The 21,150-nt window shown below is 68.1% G+C and carries 27 protein-coding genes and 3 pseudogenes; 22 read left to right on the plus strand and 8 right to left on the minus strand.

The window, feature by feature from the left end; all coding sequences use genetic code 11:
• Nucleotides 1-75 precede the first annotated feature (75 nt).
• Nucleotides 76-249 (minus strand): annotated as a pseudogene (locus tag ACFSKW_RS06655) (IS5/IS1182 family transposase); the annotation flags it as partial.
• 374 nt (nt 250-623) lie between these two features.
• Here ACFSKW_RS06655 and ACFSKW_RS06660 point away from each other — a divergent pair.
• From ACFSKW_RS06660 to ACFSKW_RS06715, 12 genes are all read left to right on the plus strand, one after another.
• Nucleotides 624-1,304: a hypothetical protein gene (locus ACFSKW_RS06660; protein WP_358130090.1), complete on the plus strand. Its 681-nt coding sequence runs from the start codon at nt 624-626 to the stop codon at nt 1,302-1,304.
• A 5-nt stretch (nt 1,305-1,309) separates the two neighbouring features.
• Nucleotides 1,310-1,825 carry a hypothetical protein gene (locus ACFSKW_RS06665; RefSeq protein ID WP_379570255.1) on the plus strand — a complete coding sequence of 172 codons (516 nt, stop codon included), beginning with the start codon at nt 1,310-1,312 and terminating at the stop codon, nt 1,823-1,825.
• On the plus strand, nt 1,822-2,340 hold the full coding sequence (locus ACFSKW_RS06670) for a twin-arginine translocation signal domain-containing protein (protein WP_379570257.1): 519 nt from the start codon (nt 1,822-1,824) through the stop codon (nt 2,338-2,340). The genes ACFSKW_RS06665 and ACFSKW_RS06670 overlap by 4 nt, the downstream gene beginning before the upstream one ends.
• Nucleotides 2,340-2,498: a hypothetical protein gene (locus tag ACFSKW_RS06675; protein WP_358130098.1), complete on the plus strand. Its 159-nt coding sequence runs from the start codon at nt 2,340-2,342 to the stop codon at nt 2,496-2,498. Before ACFSKW_RS06670 ends, ACFSKW_RS06675 begins: the two co-directional genes overlap by 1 nt.
• A 54-nt stretch (nt 2,499-2,552) precedes the next feature.
• The gene (locus ACFSKW_RS06680; RefSeq protein ID WP_379570259.1) at nt 2,553-3,071 is read left to right on the plus strand and encodes a hypothetical protein; all 519 of its coding nucleotides are present in this window, start codon (nt 2,553-2,555) and stop codon (nt 3,069-3,071) included.
• A gap of 13 nt (nt 3,072-3,084) precedes the next feature.
• On the plus strand, nt 3,085-3,633 hold the full coding sequence (locus ACFSKW_RS06685; protein ID WP_379570261.1) for a MauE/DoxX family redox-associated membrane protein: 549 nt from the start codon (nt 3,085-3,087) through the stop codon (nt 3,631-3,633).
• Nucleotides 3,634-3,646: 13 nt separating this feature from the next.
• Nucleotides 3,647-4,180, plus strand: coding sequence for a hypothetical protein (locus ACFSKW_RS06690; RefSeq protein WP_379570263.1), 534 nt, complete (start codon nt 3,647-3,649; stop codon nt 4,178-4,180).
• A 126-nt stretch (nt 4,181-4,306) separates the two neighbouring features.
• Nucleotides 4,307-4,849, plus strand: coding sequence for a hypothetical protein (locus ACFSKW_RS06695; RefSeq protein ID WP_379570265.1), 543 nt, complete (start codon nt 4,307-4,309; stop codon nt 4,847-4,849).
• On the plus strand, nt 4,833-5,396 hold the full coding sequence (locus ACFSKW_RS06700) for an integrase core domain-containing protein (RefSeq protein ID WP_379570267.1): 564 nt from the start codon (nt 4,833-4,835) through the stop codon (nt 5,394-5,396). Before ACFSKW_RS06695 ends, ACFSKW_RS06700 begins: the two co-directional genes overlap by 17 nt.
• Before the next feature lie 876 nt (nt 5,397-6,272).
• Nucleotides 6,273-7,082, plus strand: a complete 810-nt coding sequence (locus ACFSKW_RS06705; protein ID WP_379570269.1) for an MFS transporter — start codon at nt 6,273-6,275, stop codon at nt 7,080-7,082.
• 195 nt (nt 7,083-7,277) lie between these two features.
• Nucleotides 7,278-8,165: a LysR family transcriptional regulator gene (locus ACFSKW_RS06710; protein WP_379570271.1), complete on the plus strand. Its 888-nt coding sequence runs from the start codon at nt 7,278-7,280 to the stop codon at nt 8,163-8,165.
• A 102-nt stretch (nt 8,166-8,267) separates the two neighbouring features.
• The gene (locus tag ACFSKW_RS06715; RefSeq protein ID WP_379570273.1) at nt 8,268-9,026 is read left to right on the plus strand and encodes a LysR family transcriptional regulator; all 759 of its coding nucleotides are present in this window, start codon (nt 8,268-8,270) and stop codon (nt 9,024-9,026) included.
• Nucleotides 9,027-9,124: 98 nt separating this feature from the next.
• Here the strand turns inward: ACFSKW_RS06715 and ACFSKW_RS06720 are convergent, their stop codons facing one another.
• Nucleotides 9,125-9,481, minus strand: coding sequence for a LysR family transcriptional regulator (locus tag ACFSKW_RS06720; RefSeq protein ID WP_379570275.1), 357 nt, complete (start codon nt 9,479-9,481; stop codon nt 9,125-9,127).
• A 102-nt stretch (nt 9,482-9,583) separates the two neighbouring features.
• Between ACFSKW_RS06720 and ACFSKW_RS06725 the strand changes: the two genes are divergently transcribed.
• Both ACFSKW_RS06725 and ACFSKW_RS06730 read left to right on the plus strand, forming a co-directional pair.
• Nucleotides 9,584-9,958, plus strand: a complete 375-nt coding sequence (locus tag ACFSKW_RS06725; RefSeq protein WP_379570277.1) for a VOC family protein — start codon at nt 9,584-9,586, stop codon at nt 9,956-9,958.
• A gap of 114 nt (nt 9,959-10,072) precedes the next feature.
• Complete coding sequence (locus tag ACFSKW_RS06730; RefSeq protein WP_379570279.1) at nt 10,073-11,518, plus strand: MFS transporter; 1,446 nt, start codon at nt 10,073-10,075, stop codon at nt 11,516-11,518.
• Between the two features lie 18 nt (nt 11,519-11,536).
• Here ACFSKW_RS06730 and ACFSKW_RS06735 read toward each other — a convergent pair whose 3' ends face one another.
• The gene (locus tag ACFSKW_RS06735; protein ID WP_379570281.1) at nt 11,537-11,659 is read right to left on the minus strand and encodes a hypothetical protein; all 123 of its coding nucleotides are present in this window, start codon (nt 11,657-11,659) and stop codon (nt 11,537-11,539) included.
• Between the two features lie 292 nt (nt 11,660-11,951).
• On the opposite strand from ACFSKW_RS06735, the gene ACFSKW_RS06740 reads away from it, so the two are divergent.
• Complete coding sequence (locus tag ACFSKW_RS06740) at nt 11,952-12,356, plus strand: hypothetical protein (RefSeq protein WP_379570283.1); 405 nt, start codon at nt 11,952-11,954, stop codon at nt 12,354-12,356.
• Between the two features lie 46 nt (nt 12,357-12,402).
• Entirely contained in the window at nt 12,403-13,587 is a 1,185-nt protein-coding gene (locus ACFSKW_RS06745; protein ID WP_379570285.1) for a serine hydrolase domain-containing protein, read from the plus strand.
• Between the two features lie 244 nt (nt 13,588-13,831).
• Here ACFSKW_RS06745 and ACFSKW_RS06750 read toward each other — a convergent pair whose 3' ends face one another.
• A complete protein-coding gene (locus ACFSKW_RS06750; RefSeq protein WP_379570287.1) occupies nt 13,832-14,095 on the minus strand; it encodes a hypothetical protein in 264 nt (87 codons plus the stop codon).
• A gap of 458 nt (nt 14,096-14,553) precedes the next feature.
• Between ACFSKW_RS06750 and ACFSKW_RS06755 the strand changes: the two are divergent.
• A pseudogene (locus tag ACFSKW_RS06755) lies at nt 14,554-14,818 on the plus strand (Tn3 family transposase); the annotation flags it as partial.
• Nucleotides 14,819-14,825: 7 nt separating this feature from the next.
• Nucleotides 14,826-15,188, plus strand: coding sequence for a Tn3 family transposase (locus ACFSKW_RS06760; protein WP_379570349.1), 363 nt, complete (start codon nt 14,826-14,828; stop codon nt 15,186-15,188).
• A gap of 74 nt (nt 15,189-15,262) precedes the next feature.
• Here the strand turns inward: ACFSKW_RS06760 and ACFSKW_RS06765 are convergent.
• From ACFSKW_RS06765 to ACFSKW_RS06780, 4 genes and pseudogenes are all read right to left on the minus strand, one after another.
• Nucleotides 15,263-15,505, minus strand: a pseudogene (locus ACFSKW_RS06765) (M55 family metallopeptidase); the annotation flags it as partial.
• Between the two features lie 61 nt (nt 15,506-15,566).
• Nucleotides 15,567-16,382 (minus strand): zinc-binding dehydrogenase, encoded by an 816-nt coding sequence (locus ACFSKW_RS06770; RefSeq protein WP_379570289.1) that lies wholly within the window; start codon nt 16,380-16,382, stop codon nt 15,567-15,569.
• A 49-nt stretch (nt 16,383-16,431) separates the two neighbouring features.
• Complete coding sequence (locus ACFSKW_RS06775; protein WP_379570291.1) at nt 16,432-16,689, minus strand: MDR/zinc-dependent alcohol dehydrogenase-like family protein; 258 nt, start codon at nt 16,687-16,689, stop codon at nt 16,432-16,434.
• A gap of 203 nt (nt 16,690-16,892) precedes the next feature.
• The gene (locus tag ACFSKW_RS06780; RefSeq protein ID WP_379570293.1) at nt 16,893-17,837 is read right to left on the minus strand and encodes a helix-turn-helix transcriptional regulator; all 945 of its coding nucleotides are present in this window, start codon (nt 17,835-17,837) and stop codon (nt 16,893-16,895) included.
• An 84-nt stretch (nt 17,838-17,921) separates the two neighbouring features.
• Here ACFSKW_RS06780 and ACFSKW_RS06785 point away from each other — a divergent pair, with 84 nt between their 5' ends.
• From ACFSKW_RS06785 to ACFSKW_RS06800, 4 genes are all read left to right on the plus strand, one after another.
• Nucleotides 17,922-18,620: an alpha/beta fold hydrolase gene (locus ACFSKW_RS06785; RefSeq protein WP_379570295.1), complete on the plus strand. Its 699-nt coding sequence runs from the start codon at nt 17,922-17,924 to the stop codon at nt 18,618-18,620.
• Nucleotides 18,617-19,684 carry an epoxide hydrolase family protein gene (locus ACFSKW_RS06790; RefSeq protein ID WP_379570297.1) on the plus strand — a complete coding sequence of 356 codons (1,068 nt, stop codon included), beginning with the start codon at nt 18,617-18,619 and terminating at the stop codon, nt 19,682-19,684. Before ACFSKW_RS06785 ends, ACFSKW_RS06790 begins: the two co-directional genes overlap by 4 nt.
• 67 nt (nt 19,685-19,751) lie before the next feature.
• Entirely contained in the window at nt 19,752-20,150 is a 399-nt protein-coding gene (locus ACFSKW_RS06795; RefSeq protein ID WP_379570299.1) for a DUF1697 domain-containing protein, read from the plus strand.
• Nucleotides 20,151-20,183: 33 nt separating this feature from the next.
• The gene (locus ACFSKW_RS06800) at nt 20,184-21,035 is read left to right on the plus strand and encodes a helix-turn-helix domain-containing protein (RefSeq protein WP_379570301.1); all 852 of its coding nucleotides are present in this window, start codon (nt 20,184-20,186) and stop codon (nt 21,033-21,035) included.
• Nucleotides 21,036-21,150 lie beyond the last annotated feature (115 nt).

The following is a 21,150-nucleotide window of genomic DNA, read 5'->3' on the forward strand; positions in this document are numbered from 1 at the left end:
TACCTCTTCCAGACTTCTGTCAGCTTATGTAGCCGACTGTCCGGAATCTGTTTGGCACCTCATTTCGGCAGGCGCAGAGATGCCCGGACCACCCCGCACCGCAAACGCCGACGCGAACTGCTCATCGCAGAACACCTCACCCAGCTCATCCCGTAACCGGATGGCCAGCGAACCCTTGGGAAAAGCCGCCCGCGCCACCATCACCGTGGCATCCGGAACCTCACGAGTGGGCCGAGGACGAAGAGGCATGACCCCATCCTCCACCCACCCCACCCCAAAAGATCACCCAATGAATCAACCAACAAAGTCGTCCAGGGGGACGGTCCCCGGCCGCGCGCGTTTCCCGCCGCGACGACACAACTTGGCCCGAGATGGATCTTGGACCGTTCCCTACGACGACCTGCGGTCTCGGCGGAAAAGTCGTGATCGAAAGGGGCTTACGCCTCCTATATGTGAGCTGATATGAAGATCACGTTCGCAGAGCCCGGTCGTAACGGCTGAGACGCCTGTGCCAAGCCTTGCGTCTCCCGAGCAATTCGTGCAGTCCAGCGGTAGGGAAAACGTTTCCTGCCTGCTTCGTGCTGCACTCATTCCAAGATCGCTCGAAAGGGAAGGTGTACGAGGTGAAAGTACGTACGCCCGACGGACGTTCGTTATCCGTCAGCGGCAATGCCAAGCCGTTCATCGGTGGATGGGCCTACATCGTGTGGGCGTTCGGCCCGGAAGGCGGCCTGCGCTTCTACGTCACTCCTGCGGGATCGGCCGAGGTGATCGGCAAGCAGCTCGGCGAGTGGGGCAAGTACACCGTGCGCGAGGCCGGGTGGAACGGCGGCACGCTGCGCTCCCTTGAGGATCCCGAGGCGGGTGGGACCACGATGATGTGGATCGGCCCGCATCACGAGATCTCCACCTACGTCAACGGCGTCGGCGTGCCGTTCGAGGTGTTCATGGACAAGCTCGCCGCGTTCGATGTGCAGGACGCGCCGGAGGGACTCACCATGCTCCCGCGGGCGGGCTCCGGGATGAGCCTGGCCAACCTGCTGGCGGTCAACACCATCGACCAGGTCTGCTCGGTTCAGGTCAAGCCGCTGGCCGACGTTGCTTCCGATGTGCCGCGCACCAGGGGCAAGCAGGTGCGCGGCGGCTCCATGTGGCGCGTGGACGACCACGACGAGTCGGGCCAGCTGCGGTCCCGGTCGGCGCTCCTGGTCAACCGGAGCACGGCGACCACGGTGATGGCGGCGCGCAGCGACGACCCGCAGTTCGTCTCCGTGGTCGAGTCCATCACCTGCGAGCTGAACTAGCCGCTATGCAGAACGTCGTCAACTCCCTGGCGGTCCTGTCGTTCTTGGGGACCGTCCTGCTGCTGTTCGCCTTCGCCGCGCTGCTGCGCATGGTCAGGGACCTGCAACAGGCGGCGGCGAAGGGACCGGCGCCCGCGGGCACGACCCCCGCGACGAGGAGCGTCCCGCGCTTCGCCTCCGGCGACGAGCGCCCGACCTTCGTGCTGGTCGTGACCGAGACCTGTCCCATGTGCCGGGAACGCGCGAGCAGGCTGATGGAGGTGTCGGGCGCCGCCGCCGGGAACCTGGTCCTGCTGTCGGCCGCCGAGCGGTGCGCCGAGTGGGTGGAAGGCGAGGCGGTGACAGCGATCGTGGACGCCACACTTCTGGGCACCATCGCGGTCGGGGCCACCCCGACGCTGATCAAATACTCCCCTTCGGGCGAGGAGCAGTGGCGGCGCGTGGTCGGCTCCAATGCCGATCTCGACGCCTTCCTCGAGGCCGCGCCCGTGACCGCTGATGAGAGGGTGACCATCCGATGAGCCACGAGACGAACATCGACACCGACCGCTACTGGGCCGACGTGCCCTCGGTCGACGACGAGCCCGGCGACACGAAGACCAGGCGGGGCATGCTCACCAGCACCGCCCCCTCGCGCAGGACGGTGCTCAAGGGGGTGGGCGTGCTCGGTGGCGCGCTCGCGCTCAACGTGCTGTCGGTCCTCCCGCCGTTCAAGACGCGGGAAGCGAACGCGGCCGTGGGCTCGGAGTGGCTGCACTGTGCCGGATACAACAACTGGTCCGGATACGACAACAACTCCAAGCTCTGCGTGGGCGGTACCTACTCCAGGAGCTACTGCGGCGCTGACGGCTGGTTCAAGCGGAGCTCCGGCACTTGTTACAACAGCTACGCGGTCGTGGCCTGCGGAACGGGCAGCTACGGCAAGAAGAACGCCTGGCGCTGGACGCACAGCGGCACGCCGTACCGGTGCGCCGACGGGAACGTCGCCACCTGCGGCGGCACGTACTTCTACATCTGCTCCTGGTCGAACCCCTGATGACGCGGGCCTTCGACGCCAGGCACGTCGCGTTCGGGCTGGCGGCGCTCACGGTCGCGGTGTTCGGCACGCAGCGAGCGTGGAGCGTCTCGCTGGAGCCGCTGGCCTGGACGCTGCTCGGCGTGACCGCGGGATACTCGCTGTCCGGCTCGGTTTGAAGCCTCAACTCAGCGGATCTGCTGACCTCGTCGGTCTGGCGGGGCAAGTTGTGGGTGTTCAGCACCGGGCTGATCCTCGGCGCGCTGTTCTCCGGCGTCGTCGTGGGCGCGGTCGGCGGGCTGGTCTCGATCGTGGATCCGGTCGTCAGGTGGTGGGTGCTGATCCCGCCCCTGGTGGTGGTCCTGGCTTTCGAGCTGGCCGGGCGGCCGCTGTCGCTGCCGCAAAACCGCAGGCTCGTGCCGCAGGACGTCATCCCGCGCAGCGAGTTCGGCGGGCCGCTGCAGTTCGGCTTCGAGATGGGCACCGGGGTGCGCACGTTCACACCGACGGCGCTCCCGCATGCGCTGGTGCTCAGCGTCGTCCTCGTCGGAGGTCTCGGGCCCGGCCTGCTGGCGGGGCTGGGATTCGGCCTGGGCAGGGCGCTCATGCCGCTGACCAGGACGCTGAGCGGGGATCCCGCAGCCTGGGACACCAGGATGCTGGCCTCGATGCCCTGGGTCGGGCGGGCCTGCGCCGTGGCGTTCGTCGCGGCCATCGTGATGCTCCTGCCTCGAGGGATGCTCCTGCCATGAGGAAGGGATCCGCGTGCCGGGACTGAGTTCGGTCGTGGGCAGTTTCGTCCTGGCGGGAGCGCTGCTGCTGCTCGTGGCGACGTGGCAGCGCGTCGCCACGGGCAGCAGCCTGAGGCGGGTCGTCACCGGGCACGGGCTGCTCCCGCGCCGCGTGGCCGGGCTCGTCGTGGTGGCCGAGGCGGTCGAGCCGATCGCAGGCCTCGCCCTGGTCGCCGGCTGGCTGGCCGGGCGCGGCGTGCTCCTCAGCGTCGCCTCCGGCATCGTGGCCGCGTGGTTCGCGGGGCTGGCCGGCTACCTGTGGGTGCTCATGCGCAAGCGCGGGCCGGTGCCCTGCGGATGCCTGGACGACACCAGCCCCGTGTCGGCGGTGAAGATCGGCCGCGCGGCCATGATCGCTGCGGCGGGCACCGTCGTGGCGTCCGGGCTGGCGGTGCCCGCGGCAGAACCGCTGCTCCGAGCCGTCGACCTGGCGCTCGGCGCGTTCGTCGCGGTGGCCATGGTGGTGACCGATCGGGTCTTCGACGTGTCCGGAACCTCTGGGGGCGAGGCTCGGTATGAGTAGGGAGGAGGATTTCATGAAGCTTTCGACCTTGGTGTGCGTGGCGGTGGCCGCCCTGCTGACAGGGGGGTGCGGCGCCTCGTCCGCCCAGTCCGCGACGTCCGCCCAGTCCCGGGAGGCGGCCTCGCCGCTGCTGAGTCCGGAGCAGCTCGGCGGCGGGCGGACGTGGACCGCGACCGAGACCAAGGAGATGAGGTGGGTGGAGCTCGCCCCCGAGCTCGTCCCCTGCGGGCGGCGCGTCATCGCGCCGGAGGGGGCGCACACGCTGGTGCGCTCGTTCGGGGCGGACGACGGCTCGTCCGTGTCACAACTGGTGGCCACCGGGATCGAGGCGATGGACGCGTTCAAGCGCTTCCACGCCGAATGCGGCGCCGTCGGCACGGTCGAGAGCGCCGCCGGGCCCGCGCACATAGCGCGCGCAAACGGCAGAGTCGCGATCGCGGCGACGGCCGGGGACAGCTTCGTGGTGATCGGCGGGACGGCGCCGGAGGCCGACCTGATCCGCATTGCGGAAACGGCCAGGAAGCACGCGCTGGCCAACCCGAGCTGACCACGGACACGGTCAGGGGTGCGGGTGCCGAATATTCATCCGTGCAGGCTAGAGACGTGGTGGACGATCCATCCTTTCGGGCGAGCCCCCCGAGCGCTGCGCCAGATATCGGCAGGATGATCGGTCGTGCTGCGCTTGGCCTATCTCATGGTGACGACCACCTTCTCGCTCCTGCGATTGCTGTCGACCAGCGATCGCGCCAAGGACATCGAGATCTTGGTGCTCCGGCATCAGCTGACCGTGCTGCAACGGCAGGTGAACAAGCCCGCGTTCACTCGGGAAGATCGGTTCCTTCTCGCAGGGCTGCTGCATCGTCTGCCGCTGGACACGCTGCGGCGCCTGACGTTGTTGATCCGACCTGACACGATCCTGCGCTGGCATCGTGATCTGCTGCGGCATCGGCACGCCGCAGCCAGTGCCTATCGGCGGCGGGGACGCCCGCGCACTGTCCGATCCGTCCGCGTCCTGGTGCTGCGGCTGGCCCGGGAGAACTCCTCGTGGGGCTACCGGCGTATCCACGGCGAGCTGGCTGCGGCTCGGTATCAAGGTCGCGGCTTCCACGGTCTGGGAGATCCTCAAAGACCACGGCATCGATCCGTCTCCGGAACGGGAGCACACCGCCTGGTCCGATTTCTTACGCAGTCAGGCCGATGTGCTGCTGGCCTGTGACTTCTTCGAGGTCCGCACGCTGACTGGGGTGCGACTGTACGTCTTGGCGGTCATCGAGCACGCCGCCCGCCGGGTGCGGATCCTCGGTGTCACTGCGCACCCGACGGGGGAGTGGGTCACTCAGCTCGGCCGCAACCTCGTCATGGACCTGCAGGGCGCGGGCACCGCAGCGAGATTCCTCATCCGTGACCGAGACGCCAAGTTCACCGCGGCTTTCGACACTGTGCTGGCCGACGCGGGAGTACGCATCATCAAAAGCGGCGTACGTATGCCGCAAATGAACTCCTTCATGGAGCGCTGGATCCAGACCTGCCGGCGCGAGCTGCTGAACCGGACCTTGATCTGGAACCAGCGCCACCTTCTGTATGCGCTGCGCGAGTTCGAGACCTTCTATAACGAACACCGGCCTCATCGGGCTCTCCGGCAGGCTGCTCCGCTTCGACCACTCGTTGATCCCGGCATCGACTCGGCCTCGATCGCCTCGTTGGATATCCGCCGACGTGATCGGCTCGGAGGTGTCCTGAAGGAATACCGACATACGGCCTGACCTGGACGGATGATTAATCGGCACCCGCAGCGCCAGCCAGGCGATCAAGAAGAGGGTACGTAACGTCGGCGCCCCTCTTCGAGTGCACCAGCCGCGCCGTACGGCTCACACCGGTCGGCGAACACCTTCGCCAGGACCTCCGGCCGGTCTGTGCCACATATGGGTGGAAGTCTGGCATATCGGGCCAAGAGGGACGCAGGCGAGTAACCGGACCTCTCTTCGGTCGCCCCTGAGGGCTATCGGAAAGTCGACGGAAGGCGAGAAGCAGTTCAGCACTGCTACTCTCATTTGTGAGAGATGAGAATAGCGCTTCTGAGAGCAGCCCAGAACCGCTTCTCGAGGTCGCGGCCGGCCGCACACCCCTATCGGACACGCCGGCCGTACTGCCGGAGAAAAGCCTGTGGCGTAACGGCGACTTCCTCAAGTTCTGGTTCGGCGAGAGCATGTCACTGCTCGGAGCCCAGGTGACCCACCTGGCGCTGCCCCTGACCGCCATCCACGCCTTCAACGCCACCGACGAGCAGGTCGGGGTGCTGCGGTTCCTGCAGCTCGCTCCCTATCTCGGGCTCGCACTGCTGATCGGAGTATGGACCGACCGGGCCCGGCGCAAACCTGTCATGCTCACCGCCAACCTCATCAGGATGTCTCTGCTCGCTCTCATTCCGGCCCTGTACTGGTGGGACGCGCTGAATCTGGTCATGCTGCTGATCATCGCGTGCGTCGTCGGCGTTGCGTCGGTCCTGTTCGACCTGAGCTGGATGTCCTACGTGCCCACCGTGGTGAAGAGCCCAGCTCACTACGTCGAAGCCAGCGCCAAGATGGGCATCAGCACCTCCGCCGCGGAGGTGGCCCGGCCCGGGGGCCGCGGGTGTGCTGGTGGCGGCGTTGACCGCGCCGGTGGCGTTGATCGTAGACGCCGTCTCCTATGCGGTGTCCGTGACCTCGTTGCTGCTAATCCGCACGCCCGAGCCACGCCCTCAACCCGCCGCGAAGCGGCATGCCCTGACGGAGCTGCGCGACGGGCTTCGCTGGGTGCTGCGGGACAGAATTCTCCGGGCACTGGCACTGATCGGGTTCTGCTGCAACTTCTCCATGGTCACCGTATGGACCATGTTCCTGCTGTACGGCACGCAAGATCTCCACCTCCCCTCGGCAACCCTCGGCGGCATTTTCGCGACGGCCTCCGTGGGCGGCCTGATCGGCGCGGTGATCTCCAGACGGGTCATCAAACGGTTCCCGCTCGGACGCGTCTACCTGGTGGCCCAGTCGGCGCTGCTCCTGGGCCCGACACTGATCGTCACGGCCGCCGGACCCCAGCCGGTGATGATCGGCATGTTCGTCCTGTCCTTCTTCACGACCTCCCTGGGCCTGGGCGTCGCCGGGGTCATCATCGTCAGCCTGCGCCAGACCAGCACTCCGCAGTCGATGATGGGGCGGATGACCGCGGTGTTCCGCACGCTGCTGTTCGGCGGCGGCGCCCTCGGCGGCCTGTCCACAGGCCTCCTCGCCGGCCAACTCGGAGCCAAGGGCGCACTGACCGCGGCCGCGATCGGCTCCGCCAGCGTCGTGATCGGACTCATCGTCTCCCCGGTCAGCAGGCTGCACGCCCTGCCGACGGCACCGAAAGAGACCGCCGCAGCGCACGTGCCGCACGCCGGTCAGAGATCTTCGAGCGCCCACCGATGAGCCGCCGACCGTGCGGGTGCCGATTAATCGTCCGGCCAGGTCAAGCCGCGTTTCGGTATTCCTTCAACGGACGATGAGGACTCCACGCAGATGAGGGGCGACCGCAAGAGAGGTCCAGTTACTCGCCTGCGTCCCTCTTGGCCCGATATGCCAGACTTCCACCCATATATGGCACAGATAGGCGAAATGGGAATTGTGGAGCTACGGGACATCGAGATCTTCCTGACCTTGGCTGAGGAGCTGCACTTCGGCCGTGCCGCCGAGCGGCTGCACGTCTCTGTGGCCCGGGTCAGCCAGGCGATCAAGAAGCAGGAACGCGCCATCGGTGCCGAGCTTTTCGCGAGGAACAGCCACAGCGTCCGGCTCACGCGGCTGGGTGAGCAGCTCCGCGATGACCTGCGCCAGCTGCACCAGGGCCTGACGCAGACCTTGGAGCGGGCACGGCTGGCCGCACGCGGCAAGACCGGCACGCTCCGGGTGAGCCTGTTCCCCCTCAACGTCCAGGAGCTGCGCCGCTACTGGGAGACCTTCCGCGCCCGGCACCCGCAGTGGGAGCTGCGCCTGCGGATGTCGGTCCTCCAGGACCCGTTCGCCCAGCTCCGAAACGGAGAGGCCGACATCCTGGTCACCTGGCTGCCCATCGAGGAGCCCGACCTCACTGTGGGTCCGCTGCTGTTCGCCGAACCGAGGGTGCTGGCCGTGGCCGGTGACCATGCGCTCGCCCGATGGTCGTCGGTCTCCCTGGAGGCGGTCAGCGACTTCCAGCACGTGGCCATCGATCCTGCGCCCGGCTACTGGACAGACCACTACGTCCCGGAGCTCACCCCCAAGGGCCGGTCGATCGACCGCACCGCCACCTTTTGCAACCTCGAGGACATCTTCATGCAAACGGTCCTGGGAGAGACCGTCACCCTCTTCCCGGTCCACGTGACCCGGTACTTCCCCCGCCCCGACATCGCCTACCTGCCCGTCAAGGACATGGATGCGCTGCCGTACGGGCCGGTGTGGCTCAGCGCCGCGGAGAACGACATGATCCGCGCCTTCGCCCGCGTCGTCCGCGACCTGGGACCGCTGCCCGGCTGAGACCGTCCACAGCCCTCGTCAACTGTCGTGTTGTTGCCGACCATGCCGATGCGCAGCACGTCGGTCTTCCCCTGAGCGGCTGATCGGGCCCGATCCATGCTGATGGGAAGCCCACACTTCGGCCGTGCCGCCGAGCGGCTGCACGTCTCTGTGGCCCGGGTCAGCCAGGCGATCAAGAAGCAGGAACGCGCCATCGGTGCCGAGCTTTTCGCGAGGAACAGCCACAGCGTCCGGCTCACGCGGCTGGGTGAGCAGCTCCGCGATGACCTGCGCCATCTGCACCAGGGCCTGACGCAGAGCCTGGAGCGGGCACGGCAGGCCGCACGCGGCGTTACCGGCACCTTGTGCCTCGGCATGATCCCCGGCAATGTGCACGCGCGAGAGGGAACGGTCGACGTCCTGGTCACCTGGCTACCCGTCGAGGAGCCCGACCTCACCGTGGGACCTGTCCTGTTCACCGACCCGCGAGTCCTGGCCGTCGCCACTGACCACGAGCTGGCCACCCGGCCCATCGCCTCGATCGAGATGCTCGCAGACTTCCTCCACACCGACGCGCCGCTGGCCCCCGGCTACTGGGCCGACGGTTTCATCCCCCCGCACACGCCGCGCGGGCACCGGATCGTGCGCGGCCCGCGGGTCACCCACATGGAGGAGCTGCTCGCGCTGGTCAGCGTCGGAGAGGTCGTCAACTCTCTGCCCGCTCACTCCGCCCGCTACTGGAACCGGCCCGACATCGCCTGGCTGCCCTTCCACGACTTCGAAGCCCTCACCTACGCGCTGGTGTGGTGTACCGAAGCCGAGACCGACGCCGTGCGCGCCCTCGGCCCGCTCCACCTTGGGAGACCTCTGTGGAATCCGTGACATCGAGATCTTCCTGACCCTGGCCGAAGAGCTGCAGTCCGGCCGTATCGCCGCCCGTGTCACCCAGGCGATCCAGAAGCAACCGTCCACAGCCCTCGTCAACTGTCGTGTTGTTGTCGACCATGCCGATGCGCAGCACGTCGGTCTTCCCCTGAGCGGCTGATCGGGCCCGACTCATGCTGATGGGAAGCCCTTCGTAGACCGGCCGGAGGTCGCGGCGAAGGTGTTCGCCGACCGGTGTGAGCCGTACGGCGCGGCTGGTGCACTCGAAGAGGGGCGCCGACGTTGCGTACCCTCTTCTTGATCGCCTGGCTGGCGCGCGCGGCCGACACGTGCAGCCGCTCCGCCGTACGGCCGACATGCAGATCCTCGGCCGGCGTCAGGAAGATCCCGATGTCGCGAATCTCTAGCGTGTCCTGCCCGGCGTGAAGTCTGCGGTTAACGCAGCGTTGCACGATCCAGCATTGCCCCGGCTAGGCCGTACCGGCAACCTTGATCCAGGACGAAACGCCACATAGAAGGGAAATCATGGCAAACAACCGCATACGGGCAGAAACATGAACATAGTCTCCTCAACCGTCGTCTTCGCCGTCGACGATCTGGCAGGCTCCCGCCACTTCTTCACCACCTATCTGGGCTTCCGCGAGGTGCTGGACACCCCGGATTTCACCTGGCTGAGCCGCGACGATGCGGCCGCCGACATCCTGCTGCACCAGCGCGACCTCGAACGGCCGCGAGAGCGGATCGCCCAGCCGGTGGTGACGTTCGCGGTCACCGATCTGGCCAAGGAATCCACGCGCCTGCACGCCGAGGGCGCACCCATCACCACGCGGTTGTGGCGCAACCCGTGGGGTGAGCGGCTGATGCGCCTGACCGACCCCAACGGCATCGTCGTCGAGCTGACCGAATGGATCGCGCCCGGCGGCGCCTGATCCACCCCCAACGGAAGGCGCGTGGAGCGCGCCATCCCTCAGTCGATCACTTTCTGTATGTGAATGGAAGCTAAACGTATGCAATCGCATCCTCGTCGATGGCTGATCCTGATCGTGCTCTGTCTGAGCACCCTGGTGCTGGTCATCGACAACATGGCACTCACCGTCGCCGTGCCCGCCCTGGCCGCCGATCTGGGCGCCACCTCGCAGGACATCCAGTGGATCCTGGAGTCCTACATGCTGGTCTTCGCCGGCCTGCTGCTCACCGCCGGATCGCTGTCCGACCGGTACGGCCGGCGCAAGCTCATGGTCATCGGCCTGACGCTGTTCGGCGCCGCCTCCGCGGCCGCCACCCTCGCCACTGACCCCGGCCAGCTGATCGCCGCCCGCGTCGCGATGGGCGTCGGCGGCGCGATGATCATGCCCAACACCCTGTCGATCCTGATGGTCGTCTTCCCCGACGAGGCCGAACGGCGCAAGGCCATGGCCGCAGGGGCCGCCTTCGCCGTGCTCGGCCTGATCGGCGGCCCCGTCGCCGGCGGCGCCCTGGTCGCCTCCCTCGGCTGGGAATCGGTCTTCTGGATCAACGTCCCGATCGCGCTCCTGGCCATCCTGGCCGCCCTGACCCTCATGCCCGAATCCAAGGGCTCGGCGACCAAGCCCGACCCCATCGGCGCCGTCCTGTCCATGATCGGCATGTCCGCCCTCGTGTGGACGATCAACGAACTCGCGCACGGCATCGCCTGGACCCCGCTGATCGTCGCCGTCGTCGCCCTGGCCGCCTTCATCGGCTGGGAGCTGCGCACCGAGCACCCGATGGTGCCGCTCCAGCTCTTCCGCGACCGCGACTTCGCCGGCGGCAGCCTGTCGCTCACCCTCGTCCAGATCGGCAGCGGCGGCATGCTGCTGGTGCTGACCCAGTACATGCAGTTCGTCCTCGGCTACACCCCCACCCAGGCCGGGCTCGCCTTCATCCCCATGTTCATCGCCTCGATCGTCTTCAACGGCATCGGCGCCGGCCTGGGCAGCAAGCTCGGCAACCGCGCCACCGCGGTCCTCGGCATGATCGTGATGGCCGCCGGCTTCGCCGTGCTCGGCTTCTCCTCCTCCGACAGCTTCACGATGCTGGCTTTCGCGCAGGTCGTGCTGGGCGCCGGCAGCGGCCTGGCTGGGCCCACGGCGATCGCCGCGCTGATGAGCGCCGTCCCGACCGAGCAGGCCGGTGTCGGTTCGGCGTTGAACGACACCATCCAGCAGGCCGGCGCCGCCCTCGGCGTGGCCATCCTGGGCAGCCTGGCCACCAGCAGCTACACCTCCGCCATGCCGGCCACCGCACCGGATCAGGCCCGCCGCTCCGTAGCCGCCGCCGTGGCCGACCCGTCCCTGGCCGCAGCCGCACGCCAGGCCTACGACGCCGCCATGTCCACCGCCTTCCTCGGCGCTGCGGCCGGGGTGCTCGGCGCCGCCGTACTGGCTCTGCTCCTGTTGCGCGGCCGCAAGATCGGCGCCCACGCCGCCTCCTTGATCCAGCAGCAGACCCCGGTCAGTGTCACTCACTGAAGCCGCTCACTGAGGCCCTCACTGGAGCAGATCGCCGGAGTAGACCTGGTGCCGATGCTCGGCCGAGCAGACCAGGTCGCCACAGACGTGGCTGAGGAGCTGGCTCATGTTCCAGCCGCAGCATCCAATCCTGCCGCTCATCCCGCCGAACCCTCACGGACGTCCTCGACCTAGCTGACCGGCCCTCGCGCTCGCCGTCGACCATGCGGTGTCCTGTCAGCGGCCGCGTCAGGACGGCAACCGCCCCGTGTCAGAGCGGTCGGCGATCGTGGATGCCATGAACGGTTCAGCGATTGCGGCCTCAAGGCTGGGTGAGATCCATTCGGGCGACCCGACCTAAGCAATCCAGATACCTCGGTCACCAATAGGACCGCAGTCCACCATCCGTCCGTTCAATTTGAATTTCGTAACAGATGTATGGGAGCTCACCATCATGTCCATCACCCTTGCCGACCAGGACAAGCTCACCCTCCGCCTCGCCGCGTGGGGCGCCGTCTCGCTGATGTCCGCCGCCGGCATCGCCACGTCGGCCCACAAGGTCGCCACCCACGGCTCCATCGCGCTGACCTCCGCCACCGGCCCGGTCGGGCACGTGCTCAGCAAGGCGCCCAAGGGCGTGAAGTATGGCAAGACCGTCGCCGAACTCGCCGACCAGGTGCTGCCCGCCCTGACCGCGAGCGTGAGCCTGCTCAAGCAGCAGGACTCGGCCGAGGCCGACAACTTCCGCGGCACCGTCACCGTCGCCATCGAAGCCGCCGCCCGCACCCACCAGGGCCAGCCCAGCCCCACCATGGCCGAGATGATCCGCAAGATCACCGAGGCCCTGGACGCCGCTTGACCGCAAACCCCTTTGCCCCTGAGCGTGACACTAGAGAAGAGGAAGCGTGACAACCCAACCCCCATCCGCGATCAAGGTCCTGCGGCGCGTGGCTGTGCCGACGCTGGCAGCCGCGCTGCTGACCGGAGCAGTCGCCCCCGCGGCATCGGCTGCCGGGCCGGATCGTCCGGAGTTGCAGAAGGCCATGCAGGCGTTCGTCGATGCCGGTTTCTCCGGGATGCAGCTGCGGGTGCACGATGAGCAGGGCGACTGGGCCGGCAGCGCCGGGGTGCGCAAGCTGGGCCAGAGCGCCAAGCCGCCGACGAACGGGCGGTTCTGGACGGGCAGCGTCATCAAGCCCTTCACCGCGACCCTGGTGCTGCAACTGGTGGCCGAGGGCAAGATCGGCCTGGACGTTCCAGTGGCCGACTACCTGCCCGAGTTCGGGCTGGACCGGCGCATCACGGTGCGGATGCTGCTGCAGCACACCAGCGGGCTGTTCAACTACACCGGCGATTCCGACCCTGACGGAAAGTGGGTGCCGGGCATCACCGCCAACGGCGACGCCTGGCTGGCCGACCGCTTCCGCAGCTACCAGCCCGAGGAACTGATCCGGCTGGCGCTGTCCAAGACGCCGCGGTTCGAGCCGGGCACGGACCAGAAGTACACCAACACCAACTACACACTGGCCCTGCTGCTGATCGAGAAGGTCAGCGGCCGCTCCTACGCCGAGGAGATGAAGCGGCGGATCCTGAGGCCGCTCGGGATGACGGCCACCGTGGTGCCGGGCGACCGGACGCAGCTCCCCGGGCCGCACGCCCACGGCTACTACCGCATCAAGGACGCCGCCGGTAAGTGGAAGACGGTCGACATCTCCCGCCAGAACCTGTCCCTGCTGGCTGGCGCCGGGGACCTGATCTCCACCACGCAGGATCTCCACACGTTCATCTCCGCGCTGAACAGCGGCAAGCTCCTGCCGGCCCCGCTGCTGACCGAGATGCGCAAGCCGCACTCGAAGATGGGCTACGGCCTCGGGCTGTTCGTGCAGGACCTGGGCCCGAACTGCGGCACCGTCTACCAGCACAACGGCAGTCCCCCGCACGGCTACGGCACGCTGATGTACAGCTCGCCCGACGGCAAGACGACCCTGACCGCCTCAGTGACCTGGGTCGACGAGGCGACCAGAGGCCCGGCCAAGGACTTCCAGAAGCTCACGGACACGCTCGTCAAGCAGGTGTTCTGCGACGGGTAGGCCGGTTCGGCTGACGAGGCCAAGCCAGCTCAGTAGACGGGGCCGGGCACCCCGGACCGTACGCCTTGAGGGTGGACTCCTTCCGGTTGTGCGCCCGGTAGAGCGCGAACCCGGGCCACGCCGAGCTCGCTGAGCTCGGCGTGGCCGGTCCACAGGCGCGGACGCCGGGCCGAGCAGGTTGAGGAACGTCCCGATAGGCAATCAAGCGGAGACGGTGTAAGCCGCAGGACGGCTAGCGATCCGATCAGCTCACGGGCTGGGCCGGCGCCGCGGCGGCCTCGTCGTGGTCACGCAGCATGTGCAGGACGGTGGCGGGTGAGTGGTGCCGGCCGTTCTTCTTGCCCTTGGTGATGACGAGCTGGGCGGCGATGTCGCGCAGACTGACGCCACGGTCGCGCAGGTGCAGGGCCATGGAGAGCATGGCCTCATCGGTGACGGCCGCGCCGCCGATGCGCTTGCCGCGGGTGCAGGCGACTCGTGGCATTCCAGGGTGCGGTCGCGTACGCATTCGCGTTCCATCCCCGACAGCGCGGCCAGCACGGTGAACACCACACCGGAGGGGTCGTGGCTGCCCTGCAGCTCGCCGGTGAGGAACTCCAGGCCGATGCCGCGGCCGAGCCGCTTGTGCTCGTGCACCACGAGGGTAACGGCGACGCCAGAGGAGCGCAGTTCCGGGCGAGGGTGAGGGCCCGCTCAAGTTCGGGGCGGACGGTGGGGCGCGGGTGGAGATCTTCTCGGCGAAAATGCGGGTGATGCCTGCGGCCTTGAGCGCGTCGGTCTGGGTGTCGAGTGACTGGCGCACGGTGGAGGCGCGGGCACCGGCGGCCGTAAGCAGGCCCGGTCGGTTGATCTCAAGCGCAACATCCTCAGCGTGCTCATCGCCAACGCCACGAATTCGGGGTTGTCCAGGATGTGGAGGCCTGCGGCATCCCGTATGACGTGCTGCGCTGGACGCAGGAGTGGTACGTGCGGGAGGAGACGCTGCGCGAGGCCAACACCTGCATCGTCAACCACCACGGGCTGGATCTGTCGAAGGTGTTCGGCCACCATGTCAAGCTCGGACGGGCAGCGTTTCCCGGTGCGGGGCAAGAGCACGACCGCCCGGGACATGACCATCCACGGCGGCCAGGTGCTGTCTTCCTACACGCACGTGTCCGACCAGCACTCCACCTTCGGCACGAAAATCATCGTGCCGAACGCCCGCGAGGCGCACTTCGTGCTGGCTGACTTCCTGGGCAATGCCACCGACCTACCGCTGTTCGAACACGCGACAGATAACCACGGCGTCACCCTTAGTCAACTTTGCCCTGTTCGACCTGGTGGGCAAGCTGCTCTCCCCGCGCATCCGCGACCTCGGCAAGATCACCCTGATCCGGAACGAGACGTCCACGGACACGGTCAAGCGCTACCCGCACGCCGGCCCTCTGCTGAGCGCCCGCTGGAACGAAGACCTCATCGCCGAGTGCTGGCCGGACCTGCTGCGCATGGTCGGGTCGCTGAAATACGGGCAGGCCACCGCGCTGCCGGCCGGGACATTCCCGACGAGCTGCTGGCCCACATCTCCCCGGCACACAGCGAGAACATCAACTTCTTCGGCGTGATCACCGTGGACGTGGAGGCGGCGGCTGGCGGCCGCTGCGCCCGACGGCGGCGGACGCGAGTCTGATGTGACCGCTCAGGGGCTGATGCAGGTCAGCAGGGCCAGGAGCTGGAGCACGCCGTAGGCGAAGGCCATGTTCTCGGCGTGGAACGCCACGGTGCGGCCGGTTCGGGCGAGGCCCGGTATGAAGGCGGCGATGTCTGCCGAGCGCGGCTGATGCAGGTCGACCTCGATGTCGAGCGAGCGCGGAACCGATATGGGTGGCTGGTCGTCGTGCTGGCGTACCGCCTGACTGGCGCCTTGGCGCAGGCGCTCATGTGCCTTCCGGCGATGCCCTCCATGTCGACGGAGATCAGGACCTTGATGGCAGCCATGGGCGTCACCGGGCCTGGTGCATGCGCAGGGCGATGCCGCGGCCGCCGAAGAATGCCTCGAAGGTGTCGAGGGGCAGGCTGGCCTGGCGTGTGTCGGGGGTGTGGCCGCAGGGGTTGTGGAAGTGGATCAGGCCGTGGTCGTGGCCGGTGAGCAGGACCAGGTGTCCGCCGTGGCCGAGGGCGGGTAGGCGGGCGGCGGATCTCTTTGTGGACCGAGGCCATGACCGGGTTCCCGTCGGCGAGCCGGCCGAGGATGTCGGCGGCGGCCAGGTGCGGGTGCACGTCGGCGTGCAGGCCGTGCTCGGCGCGTACGTACTCGGCGAACGGCGCGTAGTACAGGCCAGACAGGTGTGCGGGAAGGTGAGGGTGCCCTCGCGCAGTGCACGGCCGAACTCCTGCATCGCTTGTGGGATCGCGTCCAGATGATCGCTGCCCGACATGCCGCGCAGTGTGATCCCTCGTAGGATGAGGGAGCCGGTGTCGATCTCGATCGGGGCGGTGAAGTCCCCGGAGATCTGGCTGGACAGAGTGCCGACAAGAGCGACGCGGGCACCGCGGCGGGCCACCGCCAGCACGGCCGACAGTTGTTCGCCGCCAACATGGTCGAATACGGCGTCGATCCCGTCCGGGGCTGCCGCGCGCAATTGGTCCTCGATCGGGCCCGCCCCGCGGATGACAACGGCGTCGTAACCCAACTCCTTGATCAGATGCTGGCCCTTGCACTGGGAGCCGGTGCTGCCGATCACCCGTGTCGCTCCACGCAGGCGGGCCAACTGCCCGGCCAGAGAGCCGACGCCGCCCGCCGCGCCGGTAACGAACACGGTATCCCCCTCCGTACCTCGGCAGCCCGCACGATGCCCAACCAGGCAGTCAGTCCTTGTGAGAGGTAGGCGGCCACATCGGGCATCGCCTCAGGGTCGATAGCTGCGCCTCGGCCGCGTCGACGGCTGCGTACTCGCGCCAGCCATGATTGTGCGTGACGAGATCGCCCGGGCTCAGGCCGGTGCCCGGCGCGGAGATCACTTCGCCGATGGCCGGACCCCACAGGGGTGGGCCCGTCTTGTACGGCGGCATGGGCAGATCGGCGTCGCCCCGCATCAGGGTGCGCATCACGGCGACGACGCTCATGAGCGGTTGCGCACGAGCACTTGGCCGGAGGCGGGCTCGGGCACCGGGGCCTCCACCACGTGGAAGCGGTTAACGCGAAGTGCCCCTTGTGGGCGAGCGGCCAGGTGCACCTCGCGATGGGTGGCTGGGATGGCAACTCCCCGAAAGGTACTGAAACACCGCGTAGGACCCAAGCATGACGCGCTGAGCAAGAGACACCGCGGCTACGGTGCGGGTTGGGAGCGGGCGACGGCTTGGGTGAGAGCGGTGACGTGCTCGGCGAGCGCCGTGACCAGCGCGGGTGGGTTCTTGACGGTGAAAGGCCAGGGCAGGCCGGTGAGGATGCATGCCATGGCCGGCAGGTCTTCTGCTCCGCTGATCAGGAGCACGCCGCCGTCGGAACAGGGATGCAGGTCGCCGAAGGTGACCGGCAGGTGGTCGCGGGCGGTCTGCAGGTCGGTGTCGAGCCACACCTCGGTGCGATGGGTCCAGGCGCCGAGCGTCAACGCGTGCAGGACGTGGGTCACGGGGTCGAACCCCTCGGGCGGGGTGAATCTGCCGGGTAGCTCGGCGGCGCCGCTGATCTTGTCCAGGCGGTACATGCGGATGGCGTCGCGGAGGTGGTCGTGTCCGACCAGGTACCAGCGGCGTGCGTGCACGACGAGCCCGTAGGGGTTCACCTCGCGTGCGCCGCGGGTGTGCTCGATCCGGACGGTGTGCCGTGAATGGACGGCTGCGGCCAGGGTCAGGGCCAGGTGCGGTTCTGGGGTCAGCGGACCGGTTGTGGCGGAGGTGGCGGCGATGAGCGCGGTGACGCGTTGGCGCAGCGCTGTGGGCAGGACGCGGTTGAGTTTGACCAGCGCCCGGTCGGTCGGGCCGGGCTCTGCCACTGGCTCGTGCTTGCCGGTGGCCAGCGCGACCGCGACGGCGACCGCTTCGTCGTCGGCGAGCATCAGGGGAGGCAGGCGTACGCCGAGGGCGAGCCGGTAGCCGCCGTAGCGTCCGCGGACGGACTCGACGGGGATGTCCATGTCGCGCAGGGCGGTGATGTAGCGGCGCACGGCGCGGGCGTCGACGTCCAGCCGCCGGGCCAGTTCGTCGGCGGGCACCAGGCCGCGGTCTTGGAGGATCTCCAACAGCGCCAGGACGCGGGTTGCCGGACGGGACACGATCGCGATTCTAATGAGGGCGAAAAGCGTCCACAATCCTCCCTAGCCTGGCGCCGCAGCACATCGATCGGAAGGAGTCGGCTGGTGTCGGCCATTGTTCTTGTCGGCGGTTCGTTTCTTGGCGCGTGGGCATGGGAGCGGGTCACGCCGCTGCTGACCGCGTACGGCCACCAGGTGCATCCGCTGACGCTCACCGGTTTCGGTGATCGCGCGCATCTGGGCTCGCCGGCCACGACGCTCACCACGCATGCCCGTGACATCACGGCCGCGATCGAGTACGCCGGACTGAGCGAGGTGGTGCTCGTGGCGCACTCCTACGGTGGAGCCCCGGCCACGATCGCCGCCAACACGATTCCCGAACGGATCGCCGAGGTGGTCTACCTCGCCGCGCTCCTGCCCGAGCCGGGCAAGAGCCTGTTCGACATCACTCCCGCGCCCGTCGTCGAAGCGATCATGGAAACCGTCCAGGACGGGCGGATCCCCGTGATGAGCGACGAGATCATCGACGCCAACTTCGGCGCGCATGGACTCACCCCTCAGGACCGGGCATGGCTGCGAGCGCGTGGCGTCGGCCAGCCGATCGGCACCTACCAGGATCCGGCACCGGCCGACCTCGGCGCCGTGCAGAGACTGCCACGCACCTACATCGCCTGCGCGGGCGACCCCGGCGGCCCACCGCGCCTGCCGGGCCTCAACGTGATCACGTTGGATGCCGGACACTGGTCGATGATCACCGAACCGGTAGAGCTGGCCCGGGTGCTGGATGAGGTGGCCCGGTCATGATGCGGCCGTACCGCGTGGAGATTCCGCAGGAGAGCCTGGACGACCTGACAGCCCGGCTGGCCGCGACCCGCTTCACCCGCCCGCTGCCCGGCCGCGGGCTCGGCGTGCCCGTCGACCGGGTACGGCAGCTGGTGCAGTACTGGCGCGACGGATACGACTGGCGCGCCTGGGAGCGGCGGATCAACGCCCATCCGCAGTTCACGGACAAGATCGACGGACTCGACGTGCACTTCCTCCACATCCGTTCGACCCGGCCGGACGCCTTGCCGCTCATCCTCACACACGGCTGGCCCATGTCGGTCGTGGAGTATCTGCCGCTGATCGAGCGACTGAGCGACGCCTTCCACCTCGTCATCCCCTCGGTGCCCGGCTTCGGGTTCTCCGCCGTGCCGCGCGAGCCGGGCTGGAACCGCCGCCGCGTCGCCGCAGCGTGGGCGGAGCTGATGCGGCGGCTCGGCTATGAGCGCTACGGCGCCCACGGCAACGACGTCGGCTCTCTGATCTCCATCGAGCTCGGACGCCTGGATCCGCACCGCATCGTCGGGGTGCACGTCACGCAGATCTTCTCGCTGCCCTCCGGCGATCCGGCGGAGCGGGCCAGGCTGGGACCGGATGACCTGGCGCAACTGGCCGCGCTGGAACGCTTCATGACCGACAGGAGCGCCTACCTCGCCCTCCAGTCCACCCAGCCGCAGACCCTGGCGCACGCGCTCGCCGACTCCCCTGCCGGGCAGCTGGCCTGGAACCTGCAGCTTTTCGGCGATTCGGTGAGCGACGACTACATCCTCACCAACGCCGCCATCTACTGGCTGACCGACACCGCCGGCAGCTCAGCCCTGATCGGCTATCACGGCAACCGGCCGCCAACCGAGCCGTCATCCTTCCCCTTGGGCCTGGCCTGCTTCGCCGACGACTTCTTCCCCTCCATCCGCCCGCTCGCCGAACGCGACCACGGCGCCATCGTGCACTGGAACGAGTACGGCACAGGCGGACACCATGCCGCGCAGGAGGAACCGCACCTCCTCGCCGACGACATTCGCACGTTCTTCGCCGGCCGCCGATGACGCCACGGGGGAGCGCTCGCATCGGCGGCGTACCGTTGGTCACCACAAGATCTGGAGCAGTTTGCGCATGTCGACAGCGTTCGTCATCTTCTACCGGAACATGAACCTGGGCCATCTGAACAGCCCTACCCGGGCGATGCTCGAGAGCGCGCTGCGTCAGGCGGGGGCGTCGTCGGCACGGTCGTTCCAAACGAACGGGACGGTCCTGATCGAGGCCGGCGACGCCGCGCCCCGCGAGGTTGTGCATCGGGCGGCGCCGCGCCTGCTGACGGTCAGTGGCTACGACGACGCCGCGTGCGTGCGTCCTATCGACCAACTGGCGGCGATCCTCGATCGCGATCCCTTCGCCGGCGTCGGCGACGAGCGCACCTATCGCGAGACGTTCACCTTCTTCGACGGCGCCGGCGACCCGCTGCGCCTGTACCGCGTCAAAACACCGTCGCTACCGCATCGAGCTGCGGTTTGACCGAGGCTACCCACGCCGACAAGATCACGTCGTGTGCCTCCTCGCCTGCTCTATCTGATCGCGGTCCGGGTGTTCGGCTGGCTGATGTTGCTGGGCCGTCGCCAGGCGTCGAAAGACGTGGAGATCATGGTGTTGCGGCATGAGGCGGCGGTGTTGCGGCGTCAGGTTGGGCGCCCGAAGCCGGACTGGGCCGATCGGGCCGTTCTCGCGGCGTTGGCCCGGTCGCTGCCGGCGGGGCTGCGCGCTCATCGGCTGGTCACTCCGGCGACGTTGCCGGCGTGGCATCGTCGCCTGCGCCGACGGGCATGGATCTACCCGCATCGTGGCGGACGGCCGAGCACGAGCCAGGAGGTCCGGGCCGTGATCGTCCGCCTGGCGCGGGAGAACCCGGCATGGGGCCATCGACGGGTGCACGGTGAGCTGGTGCGGCTCGGCTACCAGGTCAGCGAGGCGACCGTGCGGCGCATCCTGCGCTCGCGCCGCTTCCGCCCGGCACCCCGACATCTCGATACCTCCTGGCGAAGCTTCCTGCGGGCGCAGGCCGAAGGGCTTCTGGCCTGCGATTTCTTCTATGTTGACACGATCTTTCTGAAGCGCCTGTACGTGTTGTGCGTGATGGAAATCAACACGCGGCGCGTGCACATCTCGGGCGTGACCTCCCACCCCACCGGCGCCTGGACCGCTCAGCAGGTCCGCAACCTCCTGATCGATCTCAATGAGCGAGCGGCGTCATTCCGCTTCCTCATCCGCGACCGGGACGCCAAGTTCACTACGGCATTCGATGAGGTCTTCGCAGGTGAGGACATGAGGGTGGTGAAGAAGCCACCGCGAACGCCGCAGGCGAACTGCTATGCCGAGCGGTGGGTGCGTACGGTACGGGCCTGATCTACGACGAACGGCACTTACGGTTGGTGCTGGGTGAGTATGCCGATCATTACAACGGTCATCGGCCACACCAGTCCCGCCGACAGCACCCGCCCGATCATGGCGAGCGGACCAT

Origin of the sequence: Nonomuraea mangrovi, from assembly GCF_042681425.1 — a bacterium.
Lineage (GTDB): Bacteria > Actinomycetota > Actinomycetes > Streptosporangiales > Streptosporangiaceae > Nonomuraea > Nonomuraea mangrovi.

Coding starts and splice junctions, on each gene's coding strand:
- ACFSKW_RS06670 (WP_379570257.1), top strand. CDS start 1,822: ATGAGCCACGAGACGAACATCGACACCGACCGCTACTGGGCCGACGTG.
- ACFSKW_RS06760 (WP_379570349.1), top strand. CDS start 14,826: ATGCCACCGACCTACCGCTGTTCGAACACGCGACAGATAACCACGGCG.
- ACFSKW_RS06795 (WP_379570299.1), top strand. CDS start 19,752: ATGTCGACAGCGTTCGTCATCTTCTACCGGAACATGAACCTGGGCCAT.
- ACFSKW_RS06735 (WP_379570281.1), bottom strand. CDS start 11,659: ATGAGCGGCAGGATTGGATGCTGCGGCTGGAACATGAGCCAGCTCCTC.
- ACFSKW_RS06740 (WP_379570283.1), top strand. CDS start 11,952: ATGTCCATCACCCTTGCCGACCAGGACAAGCTCACCCTCCGCCTCGCC.
- ACFSKW_RS06725 (WP_379570277.1), top strand. CDS start 9,584: ATGAACATAGTCTCCTCAACCGTCGTCTTCGCCGTCGACGATCTGGCA.
- ACFSKW_RS06665 (WP_379570255.1), top strand. CDS start 1,310: ATGCAGAACGTCGTCAACTCCCTGGCGGTCCTGTCGTTCTTGGGGACC.
- ACFSKW_RS06790 (WP_379570297.1), top strand. CDS start 18,617: ATGATGCGGCCGTACCGCGTGGAGATTCCGCAGGAGAGCCTGGACGAC.
- ACFSKW_RS06675 (WP_358130098.1), top strand. CDS start 2,340: ATGACGCGGGCCTTCGACGCCAGGCACGTCGCGTTCGGGCTGGCGGCG.
- ACFSKW_RS06775 (WP_379570291.1), bottom strand. CDS start 16,689: ATGAGCGTCGTCGCCGTGATGCGCACCCTGATGCGGGGCGACGCCGAT.
- ACFSKW_RS06715 (WP_379570273.1), top strand. CDS start 8,268: ATGGGAAGCCCACACTTCGGCCGTGCCGCCGAGCGGCTGCACGTCTCT.
- ACFSKW_RS06750 (WP_379570287.1), bottom strand. CDS start 14,095: ATGCGTACGCGACCGCACCCTGGAATGCCACGAGTCGCCTGCACCCGC.
- ACFSKW_RS06690 (WP_379570263.1), top strand. CDS start 3,647: ATGAAGCTTTCGACCTTGGTGTGCGTGGCGGTGGCCGCCCTGCTGACA.